24 protein-coding genes and 1 pseudogene are annotated in these 22,138 nt (G+C 69.4%); 12 read left to right on the forward strand and 13 right to left on the reverse strand.

Annotated features, from left to right (window positions below; genetic code table 11):
* The first annotated feature begins 47 nt into the window (after positions 1-47).
* The 3 genes from groL to AB0H56_RS00875 all read left to right on the forward strand — a co-directional run bounded on the left by groL (position 48) and on the right by AB0H56_RS00875 (position 2,485).
* Positions 48-1,670, forward strand: a complete 1,623-nt coding sequence (gene groL, locus AB0H56_RS00865; protein ID WP_110039323.1) for a chaperonin GroEL — start codon at positions 48-50, stop codon at positions 1,668-1,670.
* Between the two features lie 171 nt (positions 1,671-1,841).
* Positions 1,842-2,150 carry a hypothetical protein gene (locus tag AB0H56_RS00870; protein WP_357155932.1) on the forward strand — a complete coding sequence of 103 codons (309 nt, stop codon included), beginning with the start codon at positions 1,842-1,844 and terminating at the stop codon, positions 2,148-2,150.
* A complete protein-coding gene (locus tag AB0H56_RS00875; RefSeq protein WP_357155933.1) occupies positions 2,147-2,485 on the forward strand; it encodes a type II toxin-antitoxin system PemK/MazF family toxin in 339 nt (112 codons plus the stop codon). Before AB0H56_RS00870 ends, AB0H56_RS00875 begins: the two co-directional genes overlap by 4 nt.
* A gap of 4 nt (positions 2,486-2,489) precedes the next feature.
* Here AB0H56_RS00875 and AB0H56_RS00880 read toward each other — a convergent pair whose 3' ends face one another.
* Positions 2,490-3,215 (reverse strand): DUF6585 family protein, encoded by a 726-nt coding sequence (locus AB0H56_RS00880; RefSeq protein WP_357155934.1) that lies wholly within the window; start codon positions 3,213-3,215, stop codon positions 2,490-2,492.
* A gap of 286 nt (positions 3,216-3,501) precedes the next feature.
* A complete protein-coding gene (locus AB0H56_RS00885) occupies positions 3,502-4,188 on the reverse strand; it encodes a ZIP family metal transporter (RefSeq protein WP_357155936.1) in 687 nt (228 codons plus the stop codon).
* A gap of 68 nt (positions 4,189-4,256) precedes the next feature.
* Between AB0H56_RS00885 and AB0H56_RS00890 the strand changes: the two genes are divergently transcribed.
* Positions 4,257-5,039 (forward strand): alpha/beta hydrolase, encoded by a 783-nt coding sequence (locus AB0H56_RS00890; protein WP_357155937.1) that lies wholly within the window; start codon positions 4,257-4,259, stop codon positions 5,037-5,039.
* On the opposite strand, the gene AB0H56_RS00895 is transcribed toward AB0H56_RS00890, so the two are convergent.
* A complete protein-coding gene (locus tag AB0H56_RS00895) occupies positions 5,019-5,987 on the reverse strand; it encodes a superoxide dismutase (protein ID WP_357155939.1) in 969 nt (322 codons plus the stop codon). The two genes, AB0H56_RS00890 and AB0H56_RS00895, sit on opposite strands and share 21 nt — an antisense overlap.
* Before the next feature lie 114 nt (positions 5,988-6,101).
* On the opposite strand from AB0H56_RS00895, the gene AB0H56_RS00900 reads away from it, so the two are divergent.
* Positions 6,102-6,551 carry a MarR family transcriptional regulator gene (locus tag AB0H56_RS00900; protein WP_357155940.1) on the forward strand — a complete coding sequence of 150 codons (450 nt, stop codon included), beginning with the start codon at positions 6,102-6,104 and terminating at the stop codon, positions 6,549-6,551.
* 53 nt (positions 6,552-6,604) lie between these two features.
* Here AB0H56_RS00900 and AB0H56_RS00905 read toward each other — a convergent pair whose 3' ends face one another.
* Positions 6,605-7,057: an SRPBCC family protein gene (locus AB0H56_RS00905; protein ID WP_357155942.1), complete on the reverse strand. Its 453-nt coding sequence runs from the start codon at positions 7,055-7,057 to the stop codon at positions 6,605-6,607.
* Positions 7,058-7,152: 95 nt separating this feature from the next.
* Positions 7,153-8,046 carry an ADP-ribosylglycohydrolase family protein gene (locus AB0H56_RS00910; RefSeq protein WP_357155943.1) on the reverse strand — a complete coding sequence of 298 codons (894 nt, stop codon included), beginning with the start codon at positions 8,044-8,046 and terminating at the stop codon, positions 7,153-7,155.
* A 161-nt stretch (positions 8,047-8,207) separates the two neighbouring features.
* Here AB0H56_RS00910 and AB0H56_RS00915 point away from each other — a divergent pair, with 161 nt between their 5' ends.
* The 3 genes from AB0H56_RS00915 to AB0H56_RS00925 all read left to right on the forward strand — a co-directional run bounded on the left by AB0H56_RS00915 (position 8,208) and on the right by AB0H56_RS00925 (position 9,936).
* Complete coding sequence (locus AB0H56_RS00915) at positions 8,208-8,330, forward strand: hypothetical protein (RefSeq protein WP_261774368.1); 123 nt, start codon at positions 8,208-8,210, stop codon at positions 8,328-8,330.
* A 131-nt stretch (positions 8,331-8,461) separates the two neighbouring features.
* A complete protein-coding gene (locus tag AB0H56_RS00920; protein WP_110039087.1) occupies positions 8,462-9,067 on the forward strand; it encodes a TetR/AcrR family transcriptional regulator in 606 nt (201 codons plus the stop codon).
* Positions 9,067-9,936, forward strand: a complete 870-nt coding sequence (locus AB0H56_RS00925) for an alpha/beta fold hydrolase (protein ID WP_357155945.1) — start codon at positions 9,067-9,069, stop codon at positions 9,934-9,936. The genes AB0H56_RS00920 and AB0H56_RS00925 overlap by 1 nt, the downstream gene beginning before the upstream one ends.
* A gap of 4 nt (positions 9,937-9,940) precedes the next feature.
* Here AB0H56_RS00925 and AB0H56_RS00930 read toward each other — a convergent pair whose 3' ends face one another.
* Entirely contained in the window at positions 9,941-12,001 is a 2,061-nt protein-coding gene (locus AB0H56_RS00930; RefSeq protein WP_357155946.1) for a prolyl oligopeptidase family serine peptidase, read from the reverse strand.
* 86 nt (positions 12,002-12,087) lie between these two features.
* Here AB0H56_RS00930 and AB0H56_RS00935 point away from each other — a divergent pair.
* A pseudogene (locus AB0H56_RS00935) lies at positions 12,088-12,180 on the forward strand (respiratory nitrate reductase subunit gamma); the annotation flags it as partial.
* 4 nt (positions 12,181-12,184) lie between these two features.
* Here the strand turns inward: AB0H56_RS00935 and AB0H56_RS00940 are convergent.
* Positions 12,185-12,715 carry a hypothetical protein gene (locus AB0H56_RS00940; RefSeq protein ID WP_357155948.1) on the reverse strand — a complete coding sequence of 177 codons (531 nt, stop codon included), beginning with the start codon at positions 12,713-12,715 and terminating at the stop codon, positions 12,185-12,187.
* 136 nt (positions 12,716-12,851) lie between these two features.
* On the opposite strand from AB0H56_RS00940, the gene AB0H56_RS00945 reads away from it, so the two are divergent.
* Complete coding sequence (locus tag AB0H56_RS00945) at positions 12,852-13,826, forward strand: membrane dipeptidase (RefSeq protein ID WP_357157776.1); 975 nt, start codon at positions 12,852-12,854, stop codon at positions 13,824-13,826.
* A gap of 5 nt (positions 13,827-13,831) precedes the next feature.
* Here AB0H56_RS00945 and AB0H56_RS00950 read toward each other — a convergent pair whose 3' ends face one another.
* Together AB0H56_RS00950 and AB0H56_RS00955 are read right to left on the reverse strand one after the other, a co-directional pair.
* Positions 13,832-14,488, reverse strand: a complete 657-nt coding sequence (locus tag AB0H56_RS00950; RefSeq protein ID WP_357155949.1) for a response regulator transcription factor — start codon at positions 14,486-14,488, stop codon at positions 13,832-13,834.
* Complete coding sequence (locus AB0H56_RS00955; RefSeq protein ID WP_357155950.1) at positions 14,485-15,579, reverse strand: histidine kinase; 1,095 nt, start codon at positions 15,577-15,579, stop codon at positions 14,485-14,487. The genes AB0H56_RS00950 and AB0H56_RS00955 overlap by 4 nt, the downstream gene beginning before the upstream one ends.
* A gap of 213 nt (positions 15,580-15,792) precedes the next feature.
* On the opposite strand from AB0H56_RS00955, the gene AB0H56_RS00960 reads away from it, so the two are divergent.
* A complete protein-coding gene (locus tag AB0H56_RS00960) occupies positions 15,793-16,164 on the forward strand; it encodes a DUF6223 family protein (RefSeq protein WP_357155952.1) in 372 nt (123 codons plus the stop codon).
* A 74-nt stretch (positions 16,165-16,238) separates the two neighbouring features.
* Here the strand turns inward: AB0H56_RS00960 and AB0H56_RS00965 are convergent, their stop codons facing one another.
* From AB0H56_RS00965 to AB0H56_RS00975, 3 genes are all read right to left on the reverse strand, one after another.
* Positions 16,239-17,258, reverse strand: a complete 1,020-nt coding sequence (locus tag AB0H56_RS00965) for an NADP-dependent oxidoreductase (RefSeq protein WP_357155953.1) — start codon at positions 17,256-17,258, stop codon at positions 16,239-16,241.
* 136 nt (positions 17,259-17,394) lie between these two features.
* Entirely contained in the window at positions 17,395-18,093 is a 699-nt protein-coding gene (locus tag AB0H56_RS00970) for a DUF6198 family protein (protein ID WP_357155954.1), read from the reverse strand.
* A 32-nt stretch (positions 18,094-18,125) separates the two neighbouring features.
* The gene (locus tag AB0H56_RS00975; protein WP_357155956.1) at positions 18,126-19,877 is read right to left on the reverse strand and encodes an adenine deaminase C-terminal domain-containing protein; all 1,752 of its coding nucleotides are present in this window, start codon (positions 19,875-19,877) and stop codon (positions 18,126-18,128) included.
* A gap of 133 nt (positions 19,878-20,010) precedes the next feature.
* Between AB0H56_RS00975 and AB0H56_RS00980 the strand changes: the two genes are divergently transcribed.
* Positions 20,011-20,955 (forward strand): LysR family transcriptional regulator, encoded by a 945-nt coding sequence (locus AB0H56_RS00980; RefSeq protein WP_357155957.1) that lies wholly within the window; start codon positions 20,011-20,013, stop codon positions 20,953-20,955.
* 69 nt (positions 20,956-21,024) lie between these two features.
* On the opposite strand, the gene AB0H56_RS00985 is transcribed toward AB0H56_RS00980, so the two are convergent.
* A complete protein-coding gene (locus AB0H56_RS00985; RefSeq protein WP_357155959.1) occupies positions 21,025-22,122 on the reverse strand; it encodes an AraC family transcriptional regulator ligand-binding domain-containing protein in 1,098 nt (365 codons plus the stop codon).
* Positions 22,123-22,138 lie beyond the last annotated feature (16 nt).

The raw sequence follows: 22,138 nt of genomic DNA on the forward strand, positions 1-22,138 counted from the left end.
TGGTCGTCTCGTGTGTCAGCCATAGACATGTGGAGGATCTCAACGCAATGGCCAAGACAATTGCGTACGACGAAGAGGCCCGTCGCGGTCTCGAGCGGGGTCTGAACGCCCTCGCCGACGCTGTCAAGGTGACGCTGGGCCCGAAGGGTCGCAACGTCGTGCTCGAGAAGAAGTGGGGCGCCCCCACGATCACCAACGATGGTGTGTCCATCGCCAAGGAGATCGACCTCGAGGACCCGTACGAGAAGATCGGCGCCGAGCTGGTCAAGGAAGTCGCCAAGAAGACCGACGACGTCGCGGGCGACGGCACCACCACCGCCACCGTGCTCGCCCAGGCGCTCGTGCGTGAGGGCCTGCGCAACGTCGCCGCCGGCGCGAACCCGCTCGGCCTGAAGCGCGGCATCGAGAAGGCCGTCGAGGCCGTCACCGCCAAGCTGCTCGACACCGCCAAGGAGGTCGAGACCAAGGAGCAGATCGCCGCCACCGCCGGTATCTCGGCCGGCGACGCGTCCATCGGTGAGCTGATCGCCGAGGCCATGGACAAGGTCGGCAAGGAAGGCGTCATCACCGTCGAGGAGAGCAACACCTTCGGGCTCCAGCTGGAGCTCACCGAGGGCATGCGCTTCGACAAGGGCTACATCTCCGGTTACTTCGTGACCGACCCCGAGCGTCAGGAAGCGGTCCTCGAGGATCCGTACATCCTGCTGGTCTCGTCGAAGATCTCGACCGTCAAGGACCTGCTGCCGCTGCTGGAGAAGGTCATCCAGGCCGGTAAGCCGCTGCTGATCATCGCCGAGGACATCGAGGGCGAAGCCCTGTCGACCCTGGTCGTGAACAAGATCCGTGGCACCTTCAAGTCCGTCGCCGTCAAGGCCCCGGGCTTCGGTGACCGCCGCAAGGCCCAGCTCGCCGATATCGCCATCCTCACCGGTGGCGAGGTCATCAGCGAAGAGGTCGGCCTCTCGCTGGAGACCGCAGGCATCGAGCTGCTCGGCCAGGCGCGCAAGGTCGTCGTCACCAAGGACGAGACCACCATCGTCGAGGGCGCGGGCGACGCGGAGGCCATCAAGGGCCGCGTTGCGCAGATCCGCAGCGAGATCGAGAACTCGGACTCCGACTACGACCGTGAGAAGCTGCAGGAGCGTCTGGCCAAGCTGGCCGGCGGTGTCGCGGTGATCAAGGCGGGTGCGGCGACCGAGGTCGAGCTCAAGGAGCGCAAGCACCGCATCGAGGACGCCGTCCGCAACGCGAAGGCTGCCGTCGAAGAGGGCATCGTCGCCGGTGGTGGCGTGGCCCTGCTGCAGTCGGCCCCCGCGCTGGACGAGCTGAAGCTCGACGGTGACGAGGCCACCGGTGCCAACATCGTCCGCGTGGCGCTGTCGGCTCCGCTGAAGCAGATCGCCTTCAACGCCGGCCTCGAGCCCGGCGTCGTCGCCGAGAAGGTCGCCAACCTCCCCGCGGGCCAGGGCCTCAACGCCCAGACCAACGAGTACGAGGACCTGCTGGCCGCCGGCGTCGCCGACCCGGTCAAGGTCACCCGCTCGGCCCTGCAGAACGCGGCCTCCATCGCGGCCCTGTTCCTCACCACCGAGGCCGTCGTCGCCGACAAGCCGGAGAAGGCCGCCCCCGCGGGCGACCCCACCGGCGGCATGGGCGGCATGGACTTCTGATCCCCCGGATCAGCTAGTCACCCCGCAAGCCCCCGAAGGCCGGTCCACTCCCCGTGGACCGGCCTTCGGTCTATTCGGAATCTCTTGCTTGACCAGCGATCGGTGTCGATTCCCACTAGGTGTATGACATCTGTAAGACAGACTGCCGATGCGGCCGCGACCCGCAAACGGATGGCCGAGAAGAAGAAGGCGGCCGCACGCCGTGAATCGGCGGGATCGCTCGGCGCCAGCCGCCTGGCGCAGGTCCGGCTTCGCAACGACGAGGTGCTGGCTCTGCGGGAGGTCATGCGGACACTGCGCATCGACTCGACCTCTGATGCCCTTCGTGAAGGGCTGCGCCTCCTCGCGCGTGAAGCCGCGGAGGTTGGCGCGGCGGAGGAAATCCGCGCGTTCTACGAGGGCAGCCACGCCCCGCTCCCGGAGGGCGTCGTGGAGCCGGATGAGGACGAACTCGCTGCTGTGGACGAGATGCAGTGGTGAGCGTCGGGACGGCGCTCAGGGGAGAAGTCTGGTCCTGTGCGCTCCCGCAGCCGGTGGGGCCGCATCCCGCTGTCGTTTTGACGGTGAACCGCATCGCGGAACCACTGGCCGCCGTCACTGTGGTTCTGATCACCGGGACTTCTGGTCCCGAGGTGACCCACGTTCCGGTTGGTGCAGACTCGGGTTTGACGAAATGCGCAGAGTCGTATGTGAATTGCGCCGATCTCCACACCGTCGCCAAGGCGCGGCTGCGTCGCAAACTCGGGGTGCTCGCGCCAGGTGAACTTCGGCGAGTGGAGAGTTCGGTCCGGCTGATCCTCGGCCTCCAGCCTTGACCCGCTACCCCACCGGCGTCAACCGCAACCTCTCGGCGAGTTCGTTGAAGATGTAGAAGTTGGGGATGGTGCTCACGGGGGTGAGGGAGAGCCAGGTGCCCGCGTGTTTGACGCGGATGTGGCCGCTGCGGGCGTCGATGAGCTGGATGTTCTCCCAGGGGAAGGATTCGCCGCGCCAGGTGAGGGCGTCCAGGGAGAGGCCGAGGTCGCCGAAGGTGACGGTGTCGCCGTTGTCGATGGCGGCGACGGCGAGGGGGAGTTGTGTTGCGGTGACGGCGGATTGGATGGCCCGGGCCCATTCGCGGGCGCGGGCGAAGCCCTCTTCGTCGATGGTGGTCTCGGCGGTGCCGGGGCCGGTGAGTTCGAGCACGTAGGACACGGCCGCGGTGTCGTGGAAGGGAATCATCTGCTGACGCACTTCGGTGCTGTCCCAACGGAATCCGGCGACCCGCTGGCCGGAACGGTAGACCGTCACCCCGTGGTCGAACAGGTCGATTCGCGCGGCTCGGTTCTGCCGGTTGAGGATTCCGCGGCGCAGCGCGAGCAGGACGGGGACGGCGGCGATCACGAGCAGCGCCACACCGCCCTGCCAGGAGCCGACGGCGGCGGTGATCACGCCGATGGTCGCGATGGTGCCCGCGATGATGCCGCAGCCGCGCACGAAGGTGTCGTCGGCGGGCGTGGCGAGGAAGGTGTCACGGTGTGCGCCGAGCTGCTGATACTCCGCCATGAGGTGTATCAGCTGGGTCAATGGCACGGTATGCCGGGCGTCGGCCCCGTCCTCCGGCCTGTGCGGAGTGATCACTCGTCCCTCCATGAGGCGTCTTCATCCGCGGCGAAGCGTATTCGACGCGCCCCGTTACCGCTACTGCTAGGCGGCGAATGATACCTGCCCGCAGAATATTCGCAGTTGAGCGGCTGTCAATGGGTGTTCAACCGCCGACTGGCCGGCCTCGCCCACCGGCGGCTGGTGCCGCGCATGATGACTCGCGCGCGCCGCCGCATGGCCCGCTGACTCACCCCAGCGCGAAGGCGACGAAGAACCCCGCGGCCGTGGCCATGCCCACCCACCAGCCGCCCTCACGGTAGGCCTCGGGAATGAGCGAATCGGCCAGCACGGCGATGGTCGCCCCACCGGCGAAGGCTTGCACGGCGCCGATCGCGGTGGGCGAGATGTCTTCGGCGAGAACATGTCCGAGCACGGTGACCAGCACGAGCACCGCACCGGTGATCGCCCACAGCGCGAAGATGCGCCCGGTGCCGAAGGCGTGCCGGTCGCGCATCAGGGTGGCGCCGCTGAGCGCCTCGGGCACATTGCCCGCGGCGATCGCCACGACCAGCACCACCCCGCCGCCCTCGGCCAGCGAGACGCCGAGCGCGGTGTTCTCGGGGATCCCGTCGAGGACCGTGCCGAGCAGCAGCGCCCACCCGATCGCGGCGGCGCCGAGCTTCTCCTCGATGAAGTAGTTGGCGACGACGTACACCGCCGCGCCGAGGAACAGCGCGCCACCGGCGACGAGCGCGCCCTGTCCGCGGAAGGCGGGCTCGAACAGCTCCTCCGAGACCGCCGCGATCATCGTGCCCGCGCCGAACGCCATCAGCGCGCCGAGCACGGGTTTCGGCAACGACCACCGCAGACCGATCGCGACGCCGATCAGCAGGGGAACCACGGCACCGAGGCCGTACATCAGGGCGGTGACCATGAGCGACAGCCTAGATCCGGGCCGCGGCACCCACCCTCGGACGCGCGTTAGGGTGAATTGTGCTGTTTGTGGACGAAGGTGAACGGAGCGCTCCGGCGATCGTGTGCGTCCACGGCATCCCCGGCTCGGTCGACTGGTTCGCCGGCGTGGCCGAACGGCTCGCGCGCTCGTTCCGGGTGATCCGCGTCGATGTGCGCGACCAGGGCGCCGAGACGGGCCGGTTCGACGCCGCGTCCCGCAGTGCCCCGATCGCGGCACTGCTCGCCGAACTCGAGCTGACCGAGGTGACCGTTGTCGGTCATTCCTTCGGCGCCGAGATCGCGCTCGAACTCGCGAACACCACCTCGCGGGTGGGGCGGGTGGTCCTGGTCGGCCAGGCGCCGGACTATCGCGCCGCGAACATTCCCGGCGCCGCGCGCTGGGTGGTCCGCCCATCGACGGTGCGGCTGGCGCAGCGCTTCACTCCCGGTGTGCTGATCCGGCTGGCCAACCGCGGCGTCTTCGCGCCCCGTTTCCGCTACGACTCCGCGCCCGGCCTGGCGGAGGCGGTGGTCCGGGACTTCCGTGGCGCCGTGCCCGCCGCCATGGCCTACGCCGTCAGCGGCCGGGCCGACGACCTCGCCGCGCACCCGCTCGACGAGCGCGTCGCCGCCCTCGACCTGCCCGTGCTGGCGATACACGGCAGGCACGACCACCTCTACGACAGCACCGCGACGCTCGCCCGCTTCGCCGCGGCGGGGGCGCGGACCCATCTGGTCGAGCACGCGGGGCATTCCCCGCAGGTCGAGCAGCCGGACGAATTCGTCACGGTACTCGAGGATTTCGTGCGTTCAGAGTCCGTCGACCGCTGACACCACGAAGGTCCCCGGCTTCGCGTCCCCGCCCATCGGCCCGCCCTTGTCGAACTGGGACGACACGATCAGCGCGCGGTCTCCGCGGTGCGCCATCGTGGTGGGGATGCTCAGCGCGGGGTCGTGGAATTCGCGCTCCCGTGTGGCCGTGGCGCCGTCGTCGGTGACGTGCCAGCGGCTGACGGTGTTGTCGGTGTTGTGGACCACCCACAGGGTGTCGTCGCGCAGCTCCATGCCGTCGCCGTGGCGCACATCGCCGCCGTTCAGCGTGACCTTGCGGATCGGCTCGCCGCCCGTGAGGTCGATGCGGTACAGCTCGCCCGCCGACATCGCCACGACCAGCAGGTAGCGCCCGGCCTCGTCGGCCACGATCCCGTTGAGTTCGAAGACCTGCGGCGCGCGCGGGCCGAGCGTCGGCGCGAGGTCGAAGGCGACGCTCAATTCACCTCGGCCCGAGGCGATCCGGTCCGCGGCTGCCCGGTAGACGACATTGCGCACGCTGTCGGTGAGGTAGGCGCTGCCGTCGGCGCCGAAGGCGAGATCGTTGACGAAGCGCGGATCCGTTCCCGGCACGTCGAATCGGGCGAGCAGCGCGCGAGAGCCGGTGTCGTACACCGTGACTCCCGTGGTCGAGTCGATCACCCACAGCCTGCCCTCGCGGTCGACGCGCAGCCCGTTGGTGGTCTTGCGGCCGTCGGCTCCGGCGGGCAGGAACACCTCGGCGCGGGTCGCGGCACCGGCGGCGCGGTACACGGTGCCATCGGCGTAGGAGCCGACGTAGCTGTCGCCGGTGCGGGCGTCCACCGCGATGCCCTCGGGGTAGACGGCGGCGCCTGGGAGTTCGTAGGCGGTGCTCAGGGTGGGCGCGGCGGCGGGCGCGTCGGTGCCGCAGGCGGTGACGGCCAGGCAGGCGATGACTACCGCGACGGTCGTACCGGTCCTGATCATGATGAAGCCTCTCGTTCATGTAATGCCAGACATCATGCAACGAGCAGAAATGTAGATTAGAACCCTAATGATCGTCAAGAGCGTTACTTCGAGTCGGACGGATACCATGCCCCCATGACGTCCATGCCCTCGACCGAGAGGCTGGGCACGTTTCTCAAGCGTGCCGAGCAAGCGATGATCGCGGCGAAGACGGCCGCGCTCAAACCGGCCGGGCTGACGGTTCCGCAGTTCAGCGCGCTGATGTACCTGGCCGAGAACCCCGGCATCTCGGCCGCCGCCCTGGCGCGCCTGGCGGGCGTGACGCCGCCGACCATGAACACCGTCCTGACCAATCTGCAGGAGCGCGGCCTGGTCGAACGCTCACCGCACGAATGGCACAAGAACGTGCTCGAGACGCGGCTGACGGAGCGCGGCAAAGAGTTGACCGCGGCGGCCGACGCGCGCGCGATCGCGGTCGAGCGCGCCGTCGGCGACCGCTTCACCGCCGACGAGTTCGCCACCTTGACCGCGCTGCTGGCCCGGACCGCGCAGGCTTTCGAGGAGGTCAGGCAGGATCTGCTCTAGAAATGCCGAGAGCCCGCCGGAGGGGTCCGACGGGCTCTCGTAGGTCGCTGAGGTCAGCGCTCCGCGGCGGCCTTGACCTTGCGCAGCGTCTCCTGCATGCCCGCGACGAGGTCGGCCTCGAACTTCTCCTCGCCACCCATGGCTACCTTGATGGTCCCGCGCAGCCAGCCGGGCAGGCCCTTGGCGTCGACGGTGCGGGTCTCCACCACGCGGGTGCCGGTGGCGGTGGGCTCGAGGTCGTAGCGCCACACCGTGCGGTTCTCGTTCATCCGGAACGCGAAGGACCGGTTCGGCTCGAAGGTCACGATGCGCGAGGTGGTCGGGTAGACCTTCCAGCCCACCTTGTTGACGTTGACGGTGAACGCGCCGTCCCGGACGCCGCCGAGCGGGATCATCTTGAGCGTCGTCGGGCTGAGCTCGGAGACGCGACGGAGATCGGCCAGGATCGACCACACCTTCTCCGGCGCGGCGGCGATATCGATGCTGGCTTCGAGATTGTTAGGCAACGGTGCCTCCGGGATGTGTGTGACGGTCGGTCGCAGTCAGCATAGGCAGCGCGCCCACGCCCTTCCTCCCCCCAGGGTCGGATTTCATCCTCCCGTCAACCTCCGATCGCCCAGGTCGGCAACTCCTCGCGCGCCGTGAGCCATGCGCGCGGCACACCGCCGTCGCCGGTCCCGGTGCGGGCCGCCACGATCCCGCCGACGATGGCGGCCGTGGTGTCGGCGTCGCCACCGGCCTCGACGCACGCGGTGATCGCGCGCGGATAGTCGTCGAGAAAGCTCGCCGCCGCCCACAGGGTGAACGGGACCGTGTCCTGCGCACTGACCTGCGCGCCGTTGCCGAGTTCGTAGGCGGCCTCGGCCACCGACCGTCCCAGCAGGGTCCGGGCCCGCCGAATGCCGCGCGCGGTCCGTCCGTCGATCAGATAGGGCTCTACGACGTCGAACAGTTCCCCTGGCGCACAGGCGCGCCCGCGCGAATCCGCCGCGTGGCTCGCCGCGACGGCGACGACCATCGCCCCGACGATCGCCTCCGGGTGCGCGTGCGTCACCTCGGCCGACGCCGCTGCCTCCGCCGCCGCACGGTCGAGCTCGCCGGCGAAGAACGCGCCGAGTGGCGCCACGCGCATCGCGGCGCCGTTGCCCCACGAGCCGCGCCCGTCGAACAGGGCCGCGGCGGCCTCCGCCCACGGCCTGCCGTCGCGGATCTGGTGCAGCAGAGCGACTGTGCCACCGCTGTAGCCGCGGTAGGGCTCGCAGCGGTCGGCGAAGACGGCGGCCAGCGCTGTCGGATCGATCCGGCCGCGCGTGCGTAACTCGCTCAGCACCGAGCAGGCCATCTCGGTGTCGTCGGTCCATTCCCACGGACCGGCGGGTGGGCGGCCCGCCAGAAGTTCCGGCACGGAGCGGCCCGGAACGAAGAACTGTGCGCCCAATGCGTCCCCGACCGACAGTCCGTCGAGGCTGTCGTACGCGATATCGATCGTTGTCATGTGGCCGCCATCCTGCCAACCCGTGTCCGGGCCGCACAAGCGGCAAGAAAGTTCTAGGAAATTCCTTTAAAACGACCTCGCTTCACTTTATGGCTGAGTATCGTCCGAGATGGCAAATGGCCAGTGACGGTAACGTCACAAGCATCAACTGGAGTTGCACCATGCTTTACTACATCACCGAAAACAACAGTGGCAGCAGTGGCGACGGCGGCATCCTGAGCCTGCTGCTCGGCTTGCTCAGCAGCTCGATGAGCACCGGCTCGGCGCAGACCTCGGGCAACTGAGCAGACACCAGCCAACTTTCGGCTAACGCGCGGTAAGCCGGGAGGGCAGCCGAAGGGCCCGATCCATGACGAGGGGATCGGGCCCTTCGGTATTGTCAGCGACAATGTCACAGGATGCGAATACGGGACGAATGTATGCCGGGCAGCCCGTAGAGGACCGGCAACGCCAGCGGCGTGCGCGTTTTCTGGAGTCAGGCCTGACGGTCTTCGCGCGCGACGGGTACGCCAACAGTTCGGTCGGTGCCATCTGCAAGGACGCCGGGCTCTCGTCTCGGCAGTTCTACGAGGAGTTCACCGGCCGCGAATCGCTGCTGTTGGAACTGTACGAGCAGATCGATCGGCAATCGCGCGAAGCGGTCGCCACCGCCCTCGAGGCGAAGTCCGACGCCACCGTGCTCGAGTCGATCGACGCGGCCGTGCGCGCCTACGTCGAGACCATCGGCACCGATCCGCGTAAGGCGCGGGTGGCCCTGGTCGAGGTCGTCGGCGCCGGCCCCAAGGTGGAGAAGTACCGGCTCGAACTGCGCCGGGTGTGGGGCTCGCTACTGGCCAGCGCCGCCGAGGACGCGGCCATGCACGGCGAGATCCCCGCGGGCGACTACGAATTGCGGGTGCTCGCGATCATCGGCGCGGTGAACTACGTGGTCGACGGCTGGAGCGGCTCGGACCCGCGGCCGCCGCTCGACGATGTGATCCAGGTGCTGAGCCGGGTGATCCTCGGTGCGGTAGGGGCCTGATGCCCCGGGTCGAGCTCGTCCCGATCCAGGTCCCCGACGGCACGACCCTGCCGGTGCGGCTGATCCCCGCCCGCGGCCCGCATCGCCATACCGTCACCCCGGACGCGCCGCGGCCCGTGGTCGTGATCGTGCCCGGCCTCGCCGTGCCCGGTGAGTTCTACGAGTACTTCGGCGACCGCCTGGCCCAGCGCGGCTTCGACGTGGCCATCGGCGAACTGCGCGGCAACGGCGACAGCACCCACCGCCCCGGCGCCGAGAGCGCCTACGGCTACCACGAATTGGCCTCGGTCGACTTCCCCGCCATGCTCCAGGCGGTGCGTGACCGGTTCCCCGGCAGCACGCCCTACCTGCTCGGTCACAGCATGGGCGGCCAGCTCTCGGTGATGTACGCGGCACGGGCGCGCGGCCGGATCGCGGGGCTCATCCTGATCGCCTCCGGCACACCGTATTTCCGCGGCTACCGGGGCGTGCTCGCGCCGGGCGTGCTGGTCGGCACGGCGGCGGTGGCTGTCGCCTCCAACCTGGCCGGGTTCTGGCCGGGCGACATGCTCGGCCGCCGCGCGTTCGGCAGGCAGTCCAAGGTGCTCATGTCCGACTGGGCCCGCCTGGCAAGGACCGGGCGCTTCGTGCCGGTCGGCGCGGACATCGACTACGAGGAACGGATCTCGCGACTGAAGTTCCCGGTCCTGTCGATCACCATCGCCGGCGACGAGCTCGCGCCGCAGTCCTCGGCCGATCACCTGCTCGGCAAGCTGCCCGCCGCGCAGGTGACCAGGTGGTTCCAGCCGGAGGCCCTCGGGCACAACGGCTGGATCACCAACCCCGACACCAGCGTCGACGCGGTCGAGAAGTGGCTGCGCGACCGCTGAGCGGCTACGCCGAGCGGCGGCCCTCCATCAGCATCTGCGTGAAGAACTCGTAGACCAGCGCCGACAAGTGCGCGGCCTGCTTGTTGTCGGCCGCGCCGCCGTGCCCGCCTTCGATGTTCTCGTAGTACCAGACGGTGCGGTTCTCCGATTCCAGCAGCGCCGCCATCTTGCGCGCGTGCCCGGGGTGCACCCGGTCGTCACGGGTGGAGGTGGCGAGCAGGATCGGCGGGTACTGCCGACCGGGATCGGTGTTCTGATACGGCGAGTACTCGCTGATGTAGGCCCACTCCTCCGGCTTGTCCGGATCGCCGTACTCCGCGACCCAGGACGCGCCGGCCAGCAGCAGGTGGTAGCGCCGCATGTCCAGCAGCGGCACCTGGCAGACGATCGCGCCGAACAGTTCCGGGTAGCGGGTGAGCATCACGCCCATCAGCAGCCCGCCGTTGCTGCCGCCCTTGGCGCCGAGCCGGTCCGGCGTGGTGATCCCGCGGTCGACCAGGTCCCGCGCGACGGCGGCGAAATCCTCGAACGCCCGGTGCCGATGCTCTTTCAGTGCGGCCGTGTGCCATTCGGGCCCGTATTCACCGCCGCCGCGGATGTTGGCCATCACGAAGGTGCCGCCCTTCTCCAGCCAGGCCATGCCCGCCGCACCCAGATACGCCGGGGTGCGGGAGATCTCGAACCCGCCGTAGCCGTCCATGATCGTCGGTCCCGGCGTGCCGCGCCGGTCGCGGTGCCGGATCACGAAGTAGGGCACGGCCGTTCCGTCGTCCGAGGTGGCGAAGAACTGCTCGGCCTCGATGCCTTCGGCGTCGAAATAGCCGGGCGCCTGCTTGAGGATCGTGGCCGACTCGCCGATCGCACTGCTGAGCAGGGTCGTCGGGGTGGTGAAACCCGTGGTGGTGAGCATGAATTCGTCACCGCCCTCGAGCGGGTCCAGGTTGTTCACCGAGGTGCTCGACATGGCGGGGGAGTCGGCGAGTTCGCTGCTCGTCCAGCCGTCCGGGCCGGGGGTGAGCACGCGCAGCCCGGTCTGGACATCGCGCAGGGTGGTGAGGATCAGGTGGTTCTCGGTCCAGCCCCACGACTCCAGCGAGGTGTGTGGGTCGGGAGCGAACAGCACCTCGAATTCCCGCCCGCCGGCGAGGAAGTCGTTGATGTCGGTGACGAGCAGGCTGCCGGGCGCGAAGGTGGTCTGTGCCGGTGTCCACTCGGTCTTCAGGCGCACCAGCAGCCAGTCGCGATACCAGTCGACATCGGCGTCGGTGGGTGTCTCGAGCAGGCGCCACTCGCCGTTGTCGAGCAGGGAGACCTCGGAGTTGTAGAAGTCCGTCGAGCGATGCAGGTAGTGCCGCTCGAAGCCGGGGTGGCGGTCGTAGCCTGCGCCGATCGAGACGTCGCTCGGCTTGCCCTCGAACACGGTCTCCGCGGCGGCGAGCTCGGTGCCGCGCCGCCAGCGCTTGGCGATGCGCGGGTATCCGGAGTCGGTGAGCGAGCCCGGCCCGAAATCGGTGCCGACGTAGACGGTGTCGGCGTCGATCCACCCGATGCGCGACTTCGCCTCAGGCAGGAAGAACCCGCCGTCCTCGGGCGCGATGAATCGCCGTGTGGTCATGTCGAATTCGCGCTCCACGGTGGCATCGGCGCCGCCGCGCGAGAGATGGATGATCGCGCGTTCCTGCGAGGGCCGCAGCACCGCGGCCCCGGACCACACCCAGTTCTCGCCATCGGCCTCGGCGAGGGCGTCGACGTCGATCAGCACATCCCACTCGGGGTCGTCGGTGGCGTAGGACTCGAACGTGGTCCGCCGCCACAGCCCGCGCGGATGCTCGGCGTCGCGCCAGAAGTTGTAGAGCCACTGCCCGCGCCGCCCCGGGTAGGCGATCTTGGTGTCGTCGTCGAGCATCGCGAGGATGCGCCGCTCCAGGTCGGTGAACCGGTCGGTCGTCGCGAACCGGCGCCGCACCACGTCATTGCGGGCGCGCGCCCAGTCCAGCGCCGCCTCGGCGGTCACGTCCTCGAGCCAGAGATAGGGATCGGTCACGTTCTGCTCAACGCCGCTCATCCCCACATTGTTGCCGATGCGGGCGAACGACCGGTGGGCTCCCTCCGGCCGGAGATCGCTCCGGCCTCGATCGGCGCGCGCCCGAGTTCCAGTTCCGGCCCTACATCGTCTACCGCGCCCGCGACAGCGCCAGGGACGGCGAGCTGGTCGGTTCGCGGCCGCAGCGGCGGGGCTGGTGACGGCTCACCAGTGGTGCGCCACGTCGACGACCACGCGGGACGGGCTGTCGAGGGTGAACACCCGGAACGGCAGGCGGGCGCGGACGCCGAGGCCGAGGCTGGACTGACCTTCGAACGAGACCGCCCAGGCGACCTGGCGGAAGGTCCGGTAGCCGGTGACATCGACGAGTTCGGTGCGGTCGGATGGCCGGAAGGTCATGGCGCCCGCATCGTCGTAGGCCGGGGCGTTGACCGTCACCTGCAGGAACGCGCCGCCGCGCAGCGCGACAGGCTTCCCCGAGCCGTCCTCGGTGACAGTGTCGACATAGCGGACCAGATACCCGGCGGGCGCACCGGCGAGGTCGACGACCAGCCGGTCGAAGCAGTCGTGGCGTCCGGCGCGCACGTCGGTGACGGTGGCCCTGGAGTAGGTCGGGTCCTTCTCGTCGAGCGACCCCCAGGTGAGCTCGCAGGAGGACGGGGCGGCCGCGGCGGGGATCGTCCACAGGCCCGCGCAGGCCGCGATCGTGGTGAGGAGGATGAGGAAGCGACGCATGTCGCACCGCCTTACTGGCAGTGGGAGGAAGGTACTGAGTAATCGGGCGCCGTGCGCGCAGCGTTAGCGTCGCTGCGGTTCCGGTCGGGCCGCGAAACGTAGGATCGCAGGTCACGAACAATGACCGGAGGTGACCATGGCGCCGTTCCTGTGGGAGCAGCACTGCTGCCTGCCGTTGCATCACACCGCGCGGATCGACGAGCTCGCCCGGTATCCGCTCGGCTCGTACCTGTCGGTCAATGTCGGGTATTCGGCGCAGACCAAGGCGGATTCGCTGGCCCTGCTGCACCGCTTCCGCGCCGACGCGGCCGCCGACCCGCGCTTCCGGCTCGTCGCCGCGACGACGGATATCGGTGCGCCGGAGGTGATCTCGCTGGCCTTCGACCTGGAGGACTCCGCCCCGCTCGACGGCGACCTCGACAATGTCGAACTGTTCTACGACCTCGGCGTGCGCTCGCTGCTGCCCACCTACAACCACGCCAACCGCGCGGGCTGCGGCTGCCTCGACACCGACGACACCGGGCTCACCGGCTACGGAAAAGACCTGGTGCGCAAGCTGAACGAGGTCGGCATGTTCGCCGACGGCTCGCACTGCTCCCGGCGCACCGGTCTCGACATCGCCACCCACACCGGCGCCCCAATGATCTACAGCCACTCGAATTTCGCCGCGCTGTGGGACCATCCGCGCAACATCACCGACGAGCAGGCCCGCGCCTGCGCCGCGACGGGTGGCGTGATCGGCGTCAACGGCGTCGGAATCTTCCTGGGGCACAACGAGCCTGCCGCGCGCGCCGAACGCGTCGCGGCCATGGCCGACCACATCCGCTACGGCGTCGACCTGGTCGGCATCGAGCACATCGGTGTGAGCTCGGACTACTCGTTCGACGGCGACGAGTTCAACGAGGAGATCCGGGCCAATCCCGGCGCGTTCTCGGAGTCCTACACCAAGTGGGGTCCACTGCACTGGACACCGCCGGAGGACTTCCTCGGCGAATCCGACGTGCCCGGCCTGGACGACCTGCTCGCCGAGCGCGGGTTCACCCCCGACGAACGCGCCGCGATCTTCGGCGGCAACTTCGCCAGGGCGGCGGGCCAGGTCTGGCGTGCGTAGCCCGTTCAGCCGGGCGTGACCAGGCCCGATTCGTAGGCGAAGACGACCAGCTGCGCCCGGTCGCGGGCGTGCAGCTTGGTCATGGCCCGGTTGAGGTGGGTCTTGGCCGTGTGCGGGCTGATCACCATCCGCGCGGCGATCTCGTCGTTGGACAGGCCTCGCGCGGCGAGGGCGACGGCCTCGCGTTCCCGCGTGGTCAGCTCGTCGAGCCCGGGACCCGGCGCCCGCGCGGGCGGCTGGGTGACGAAGCGGGTGATCAGGCGGCGGGTGATCGACGGCGCGAGCAGGGCGTCACCGCGGGCCGCGACCCGGATGGCGTGCAGGAAGTCCTCGGCCTCGATGTCCTTGACCAGGAATCCCGCCGCACCGGCGCGCAGCGCGTCGAAGACGTACTCGTCCAGGCCGTAGTTGGTCAGGATGACGACGTGCACGTCGGCGAGTTCGGGGTCGGCGGCGATGCGGCGGGTCGCCTCGATGCCGTCGAGAACGGGCATCTGGATGTCGACCAGCGCGATGTCGGGCCGATGCCGCCGCGCCAGTTCCACACCGGCGCGACCGTCGGCGGCCTCGGCGACCACCTCGATGTCGTCCTCGATGTCGAGCAGGGCGCGGAACCCGCTGCGGATGAGCGGTTGATCGTCGACGAGGAGCACCCGAATCATGTTCGCTCCAGCGGTAATTCGGCATGCACCGCGAATCCGCCCGCGGCGCGCGGCGCGGCGCGCAGGTGGCCGCCGAGCGCGGTGACCCGTTCGCGCATGCCGAGCAGGCCGACGCCGGGAGCCGGCGCCGCGCCTGCGGTGGCCGTGCCGTCGTCCTCGACGTCGACGACGAGGGCGTCGCGCCCGCAGTCGATGCGCACCGTCGCGGTGGCGGCGCCGGCGTGCCTGGCGATATTGGTGAGCGATTCCTGCACGATGCGGTAGACGGTCCGGCTCACCGCGGCGGGCACATCGGCGCGGTCGCCCTCGATGGTCAGTGTGGTGTGGATGCCCGCGGCGGCGGCCTTGTCCACCAGGTCGGCCACGTGCGCGAGGCCGGGGCGTGGCGCCTCGTCGTCGCGCAGGGCGGCCAGTGTCGCCCGCAGATCGCGGGCGGCCTCGCGCCCCGCCTCCCGGATCGCCAGCAGTGCGGGCGGCACCTCCTCGCCCCGCCTGCGCGCGACGTGCACGGCAGCCTCGGACTGCACCTTGATCACCGAGATCTGATGGGTGAGCGAATCGTGCAGTTCCCTGGCGATGTGCAGGCGTTCCTCGTCGGCGCGGCGCCGCGCGACCTCCTCCCTGGTGCGCTCGGCCTCGTCGGCCCGCCGTTCGGCCTGCCGCAGCGCCTCCCCGGCCGCGCCCGCCGCGATCAGCCAGGCGAGTTCGAGCGCGTCGCGGCCGCGCGCCAGCGCCGCCCCGGTGTCGTCCAGGGTGACCAGCGCGGCGAGCGGGAGCGCGGCGATGAGTGCCACCGCGGCCAGGACGACGACCAGGTGATGTCCGGCCCGGACCGCGAAGTACACCGCGAACAGGAACGCGATGACGGGCACGTCGAAGCCGAGTGCCTGGTAACCCACCGCGCACAGCCCGGTGACCACCAGGACCGCGACCGGCGCCCGCCGTCGCGCGGCCAGGGCAAGGCCCCCGGCCACGAGCAGTGCGTAGCCGAGCCAGCCGGGCCCGATGTGCTCCCGGCCGAGCCCGGTGACCAGCAGGACCGCCGCCACGCCGACGGCGATCACCCAGTCGGTGATCCGTGCCCTGCTCATCTGTGCACAGTATCCCGCTCGGCGCGTGGCCGAATCCCGCACCGGGATGATCCGCCGACTACCACGAGCGCGGTACCTGGCCTCGTCCTACCGCGCCCGGAGTACCGGCTACTGCCGCCGTGTCAGCGCGAATTGTCCACCGGCGCACGATGTCCCGCGCGGTGTTCGCGCCGATGATCGAAAGCGCCAAGTCCTCCGATCTAGGAGCAAGCCATGACACTGCGCCTCCTCGCCCTCACGGAACCCGTCACCGCCGCGTCGGTCTCGACCGCCACCCCCATCGCCGCCGACGTCTACGACCTGAGCGCGGGCCGGCTCGGCGCCTCCTCGGCTGCCGTCCTCGGCCTCGCCGGGGTGGTCATCGGCGGCCTCGCCCTGGCTCGCGCGGGTAGCGCGGGCCGCGCCACCGTCGCGCTGGTCGCGGGCCTGCTCGCCCTGGCTGTCGGCGTCGTCGTCGCGGTCACCGCCGACGGCGGTCTCGGTACCGGCAACGGACTCGGCGGCGCGTTCGTCGCCATCCTGGTCGGCGCGATCGCCGCCGTCCTCGGGGCACTGGCCCTGCGCCGCGCCCGCCGCACCGGGTAGCCGGCTCGTCCGGACGGAATCGGCGGATTCGTCCCGCCGGGCGCGATCCCCGAGCCGCCGCCTGCGGGAGCAGTTCAGGCCAGGCGGACCAGCATCTTGCCCGTGTTGGCGCCGGTGAGGACACCGAGGAAGGCGGCGGGGGCCTGGTCGAGGCCCTCGTAGACCGTCTCGGTGGTGCGCAGGGTGCCGTCGGTGAGCCAAGCGGCGGCCTTGGCGATGTACTCGCCGAAGAGCGGGAAGTAGCTCGTCACGAGCATGCCGCGCAGAGTGAGTTCTTTTGTCGCGGCGAGGTAGAGGTCGGGGGTCTGCTGCGCGGTCGCGCCGTTGTAGCCGCTGATCGCGCCGACCAGGGCGATCCGGCCCTGTGGGTTCATCGTCTCGATCGCCACCTTCAGGTGTTCGCCGCCGACGCTGTCGAGGTACACGTCGATGCCCTCGGGCGCGGCGGCCGCGAGCTGCCCGCCGAGATCGCCGGCGCGGTAGTCGACGGCAGCGTCGAAACCGAACTCGTCGAGCAGCTTTCGCGTCTTCACCGGCCCACCCGCCGAGCCGATCACGCGTTTCGCGCCCAGCGCCTTGGCCAGCTGACCGGCCACGCTGCCGACCGCACCCGCGGCCGCCGACACGAACACGGTGTCGCCGGGGCGGACCGGCGCGATCTCGGTGAGCGCTGCGTAGGCGGTCAGGCCGGTGGTGCCGAGCGCGCCCAGGAAATGGTGCGGGGCAGCCAGTTCCGGGTCGATCGGCGTGGCGGTGGCGGCGTCGACGACCGCGTGCTCACGCCAGCCGGCGAAGTGGGAGACCGTGCTGCCGACAGGGATCTGTGCGGCGCGTGAGGCGATCACCTCACCGATCGCCGAACCGTCCAGTGCCGCACCGAGTTCGAACGGTGGGATGTAGGACTCCTTGTCGTCCATCCGGCCGCGCATGTACGGATCGACCGACATCCAGGTGTTGCGCACCAGGATCTGCCCCTCGGCGAGCTCGGGCAGCGCGCGCTCGACCAGGGCGAAATCGGTGGCGACGGGGGCGCCGTCCGGGCGCGCGGCCAGGTGGATCTCGCGGGTCTGGGTGGGCAGGGTGGTGATGGCCATGGTCACGCCTTCTTTCGAGGTCAACCGGTGTTTTCGCCGGTGATCACCACGTTATGGCCGCCGCGAGCGCGTTCCCAGGTCCGCGCACGCCACCGCCCGGTCCATGCACGACAGGACCGGGCGGCAGTGCCGCGAACTAGTCGGCGACGGGCACCGGCTGCGCCGGGCGCCTACGCGCCAGGAACTTCTCGTACAGGAAGAAGTACCCCTTCACGTACTGCCCGACGAGGATCGCGTTGATGATCGTGCCCTCGCGAATGAAATGCGGTGCGCCGAGGAAGAACAGCCCGATGCAGGCCGACAGCGCGAGCAGCGTGCAGTCGAACACCGTCTTGATGTTGCCCCACTTGCGCCCGGTCTTCTGCTGGATCGTGTTCACGAACAGATCGATCGGCATCAGGATCAGGTTCGCGCGGATCATCAGGAACAATCCGAGTGCCAGCATCGCGTCGGCGAAGACCAGCAACACCAGGTTGGCCGCGTACGGCTCCAGGTGGATCCAGTCGGTGACCCACAGGTTGAAGTCCAGCAGCAGAGCCAGGACCAGCGCCGGGATCATCGAGAGGAAATAGCTCGCCTTGAATGCCTTGGGCCGGACCAGAAAGGTCAGGCCGAGCATGATGACCTCGAGAATGAGGTTGTAATTGCCCTGACTGAGCGGGGTGAACACCAGCGTCATCGTGCGGGTGAGGCTGCTCTGCGGGGAGATCCCGATGCCCGCCCTGATGGCCAGGCTGAGGCCGAGGGTGAGGATGTAGATCCCGGCGACGTAGGTGATCCAGCGGCGCACCTTGTTTCCGTTGTCGATGACTGCCGCGTTCTTGTCGTGCTGCATAATGGTGGATCCCTTGTTCTGGGTAGCCGAGGCTATTTCATGAAGCCGAAGCGGTCGAGCGAGATGAACAGCGTCAGCAATTTGTTGACGACGGGCTCGCCTTCGTTGTGATGGCCCAGCTTCGCCAGGGCGTCGTCGATCGAACGCGTCGCCTCGACGAGCTCGGCCAGGTCCATATCGGCCATCACGCCGTAGAAATCCAGCGGCAGAGCCGCTCTCACCTCGCCGTCCTCGGTGACCACACAGCCGCCGACGAGGCCGTCGAGTTCGCGCAGGGCGGCGCACATCTCGGCACTGTCGGAGCCGACGACCACGAAGTAGGCCGAGGGCGCGGGCCAGAAGGTGGACACCGCGCCGCGATCGATCGAGACGCCCTTGAACAGCCCGTTCACCGTGTGCCGCGCCCCGTCGGCGTAGCGCTGCACGACCGAGATGCGGTTGAGCCGCACCCCGTCGAGCTCGGGGATCACCGCGCCGTCCCGGAACGGCACCCACACCTCCTGCGCGAACTTGAGATGGCCGCGCCCGTACACGTCGAAGAGCAGCACCTTGGCCCGGGTGCCGTCGGTGGAGATCTCGAGCGGGGTGAGGTCGAGCTGTGCGGGCCGCAGGTCACCGAGGCCGGGGCGGGGCTGCTTGGCCAGCACCGAATAGTCGATGCCGACCGGCTCGAGCAGCCGCCGATCCTTGGCAACCAGCTTGCCGCCCTTGAAGACATAGCGCGGGTTGATCTTCGAGAGACTGTCGGTGAGCACGATGTCGGCGAAGCGGCCGGGGCTCAGCGAGCCGAGGTCGCGGTCCTTGTGGAACGACCGCGCGGCGTAGAGGGTGCCCATCTTGATCGCCTGGATCGGCGGCATGCCCATCTCGACGGCCAGGGAGATCACCCAGTCGATGTGGCCCTGCCGCAACACCCGGTCCACCGAGATGTTGTCGGCGCAGAGCTGGAAGTTCTCGGCGGGCCAGCGTCGTTTCACGATGGCGCGCAACATCGTTCGGATCACCTCGGGACTGCCGACACCGAATTTGATCTGGGTGTTCAGCCCGTACCGGATGCTCTTCTCGATGTCGGCTTCGTTCCAGACGTCGTGGTTGTTGTCGACGCCGATCGCCGGCATGTAATTCAGCAGCATGTCCGACAGCGAGGTGACACCCCAGTGGCAGTTCACGAATCCCGCGTTGGCGCGGCCGAGCGCGGATTTGCGGAAATCGTCGGCATTGCCGGTCATGTAGGACAGGTGCGCGAGTTCGCCGAGACCGATCACCGGGTCCATGCCGAGCATCGCCTCGGTGACCTCGGGCGCGGACTTCTTGCCGGGAGCGAAGGCGTAGAGCCGGTACGGCAGTTTGTGGTGATCGGCGAACAGCGCCCGCGCGGCGTCGACGGCCTCCGCGCCCGCCGCGCTGGCGAAATCGAGGGTTTCGCCGAAGACGGTGGTGGTGCCGCTCGGCACGATCGCCTCGCCGAAGGCCGCGGGGTGCGCGAGCTGGGATTCGAAGTGCAGATGCGCGTCGATGAGGCCCGGAATCGCGTAAAGCCCGCCACCGTCGAAAGATTCGCGGTAGCGCACGATGGATTCCTCCGGGCTCAGCGCGATGATGCGCTCGTTGTGCACCAGCAGTGTTCCCGGATAAACGTTTTCGCTGTGCACATCGAGAATGTGCAGATTGCGCAGCAGCAGGTCGGCTTCCTGCTCGCCTTCCAGGATGGCGAAGATCGTGCGGACGTGCTCGTCCTGGGCGGAAACCTCGGTGGTGCCGGTCGTCGAATTCTGTGCGGGCATTGCGGTCCTCATCTCGATATGCGCTGTCGCTGAGCGTGTATCGATTGGACGCGATCCGCACCGTTGCCCACAAGCATTCGTTTTCGTACGAGGCGTGCGCAATTTGCGTACACTCTGCCGAGGAGGTGGCGCGGTGCTCCATTCACGATTGCTGCAGTACATCGACGAGGTGGCCCGCCTCGGGTCCATCCGCGCCGCGGGTGCCCGGCTGCATGTCGCGCCGTCGGCCATCAACCGGCAGATCCTGCTGCTCGAGGCCGAGCTCGACCAGCCGCTGTTCGAACGGCTGCCGCGGGGCATGCGCCTGACCCCGGCCGGTGAGGCGCTGGTCGCGCACATCCGCCAGACGCTGCGGCAGTACCGGGAGACGGTGTCCGACATCCGTGATCTGCGCGCGCTCGGCAGCGGCGAGGTCGTCATCGCCACCATGACCGGGCTGGCCAGCAGCGTCGTCGCCACCGCGGCGTCGACGTTCCGGGCCAGGCATCCCCAGGTGCGGATTTCGATTCGCACCATGTCGACCCTCGATATCGTCGCCGCGATCGAGAACAGCGAGGCCGATCTCGGGCTCGGCTTCAATATCCCGTCCTCGACACAACTCGAGGTGTGCTGGCAGATGAACACCCGGCTCGGAGTCGTTGTCGCCCCGCATCATCCGCTCGCGTCGATGGAGACTGTTCCGCTCACCCAGTGCACGCCGTTTCCGCTGATCTTCGCCGATCGCTCCATGGTGATCCACGGAATCGTGGCCGAGGCCTTCACCAAGGCCGGTCTCGATATCCAGCCGGCGTTCCACACCAATTCGATCGAGACGATGAAACGGCTCGCGATGTCCGGCGAGGCCATCGCCTTCCTCAGCGAATTCGACATCGCCGAGGAACTGCGCGACGGCCGCCTGGTGTTCCGGCCGGTGCGTGACGCGTTCAGCGTCAACATCATCTCCCTCGTGCGCCGCGAGAAGCACGCCCACGGCCTGGCCGGCCTCCTGCTCGCCGACGAGATCGGCACGACTCTGCGCCCCGCCGAGTCACGCCAGCCGCCCCGAGCCGAGGACCCGGGCAGCCGCGCGAACCGTTGAAAACCGCCTGCTCGTCGTGTGGTCGGCCGCGCCGAGGCCGGCCGGAGCGCGGTCGTGCGCTACCGGGTACTAGCCGCGGGCCGCGGTGGGTGGGGTGCCGGTCCAGCGGTGGAAGGCCTTGCGCAGGGCGCGGTCGTCGGTGAAGGCCAGGCGGTGCGCGATGGTCGAGGTGCTGTGGCCCTGGGCGAGCAGGTCTTTCGCGCGTTCGTAGCGGATGGCGTCGAGCTCCGCGCGCCACGTCGTGCCGTGCTCGGCGAGGTGGCGTTGCAAGGTGCGCTCGCTCATCGTCAACGTCTTGGCCACGCGGGCCAGGGCCGGGTCGCCCGCGTCGACGGCGGCGGTCAGCGCGAGGCGGAAGGGGTCGAGCGGGTCGGCGACCGGGCGCGCGGAGGCGAGGACCAACTCCGCGTGGCTGTGCATCAGCTTGGCCAGCACGGGGTCGGCGCGGGGGAGCGGGGCGCGGGCGTCGTCGGCGTGGAAGGTGATGGCATCGGCGGCGGCGTCGAATTCGATGCTGTCGGTACCGAATACGGCGATCAGGCCGCTGCGGTCGGCGGGCGCGGGGTGCCCGAATGTGACCCGCGTGGGCACCAGCGGGCGTCCGGTGGCCTCGCGGGCGCGGCGCAGGTAATAGGCGAGCACGTACTCGTTGACCACCGACGCGACGGCAGGATCGTCGGCCGTGGTGCGGTAGCCGATGGTCAGATCGCTCTCGCCGGACAGGTCGAAGCCCTCGGCGGCCGCGGTCACCAGCCGGTGATACGGCTGTGCCGCGCGCAGCGAGTCCGCCAGCGACGCGCCGGTGGTGACGAGATAGTCCCAGGTGTCGAGCGTGCCCAGCGGCGCGGCGGCGGCGATCGCTGCCCCCGAACCCGCGCCGGGCCGCGCCTGCGCGATCAACTCCCACAGCGTCAGCAGCGAGCGCATCGGCAACCGGTTCAGCTCGCCACCGAGCACCACCGCGTCGGTGCCGGGCACGCGCGCGAGCTGTGCCGGATCGACCCCGGCATCGTGTGCGGCGCGCACCAGCAGCCGCATCAGCTGGACCGAGACGGTGCCGTCGAGTCGTCGGCCGAGGCCCGGCTCCCCGCGCCCGACCGCGCCGGGCTCCGCAGTGCCTCGACCGCCGTGGTCGTCGACTGCCGCACCGGGCTCCCGCTCGCTCACGATCGGGTGCTTCGGC

This window comes from Nocardia sp. NPDC050717 (genome assembly GCF_040654275.1).
In the GTDB taxonomy this organism is placed as follows: Bacteria; Actinomycetota; Actinomycetes; order Mycobacteriales; family Mycobacteriaceae; genus Nocardia.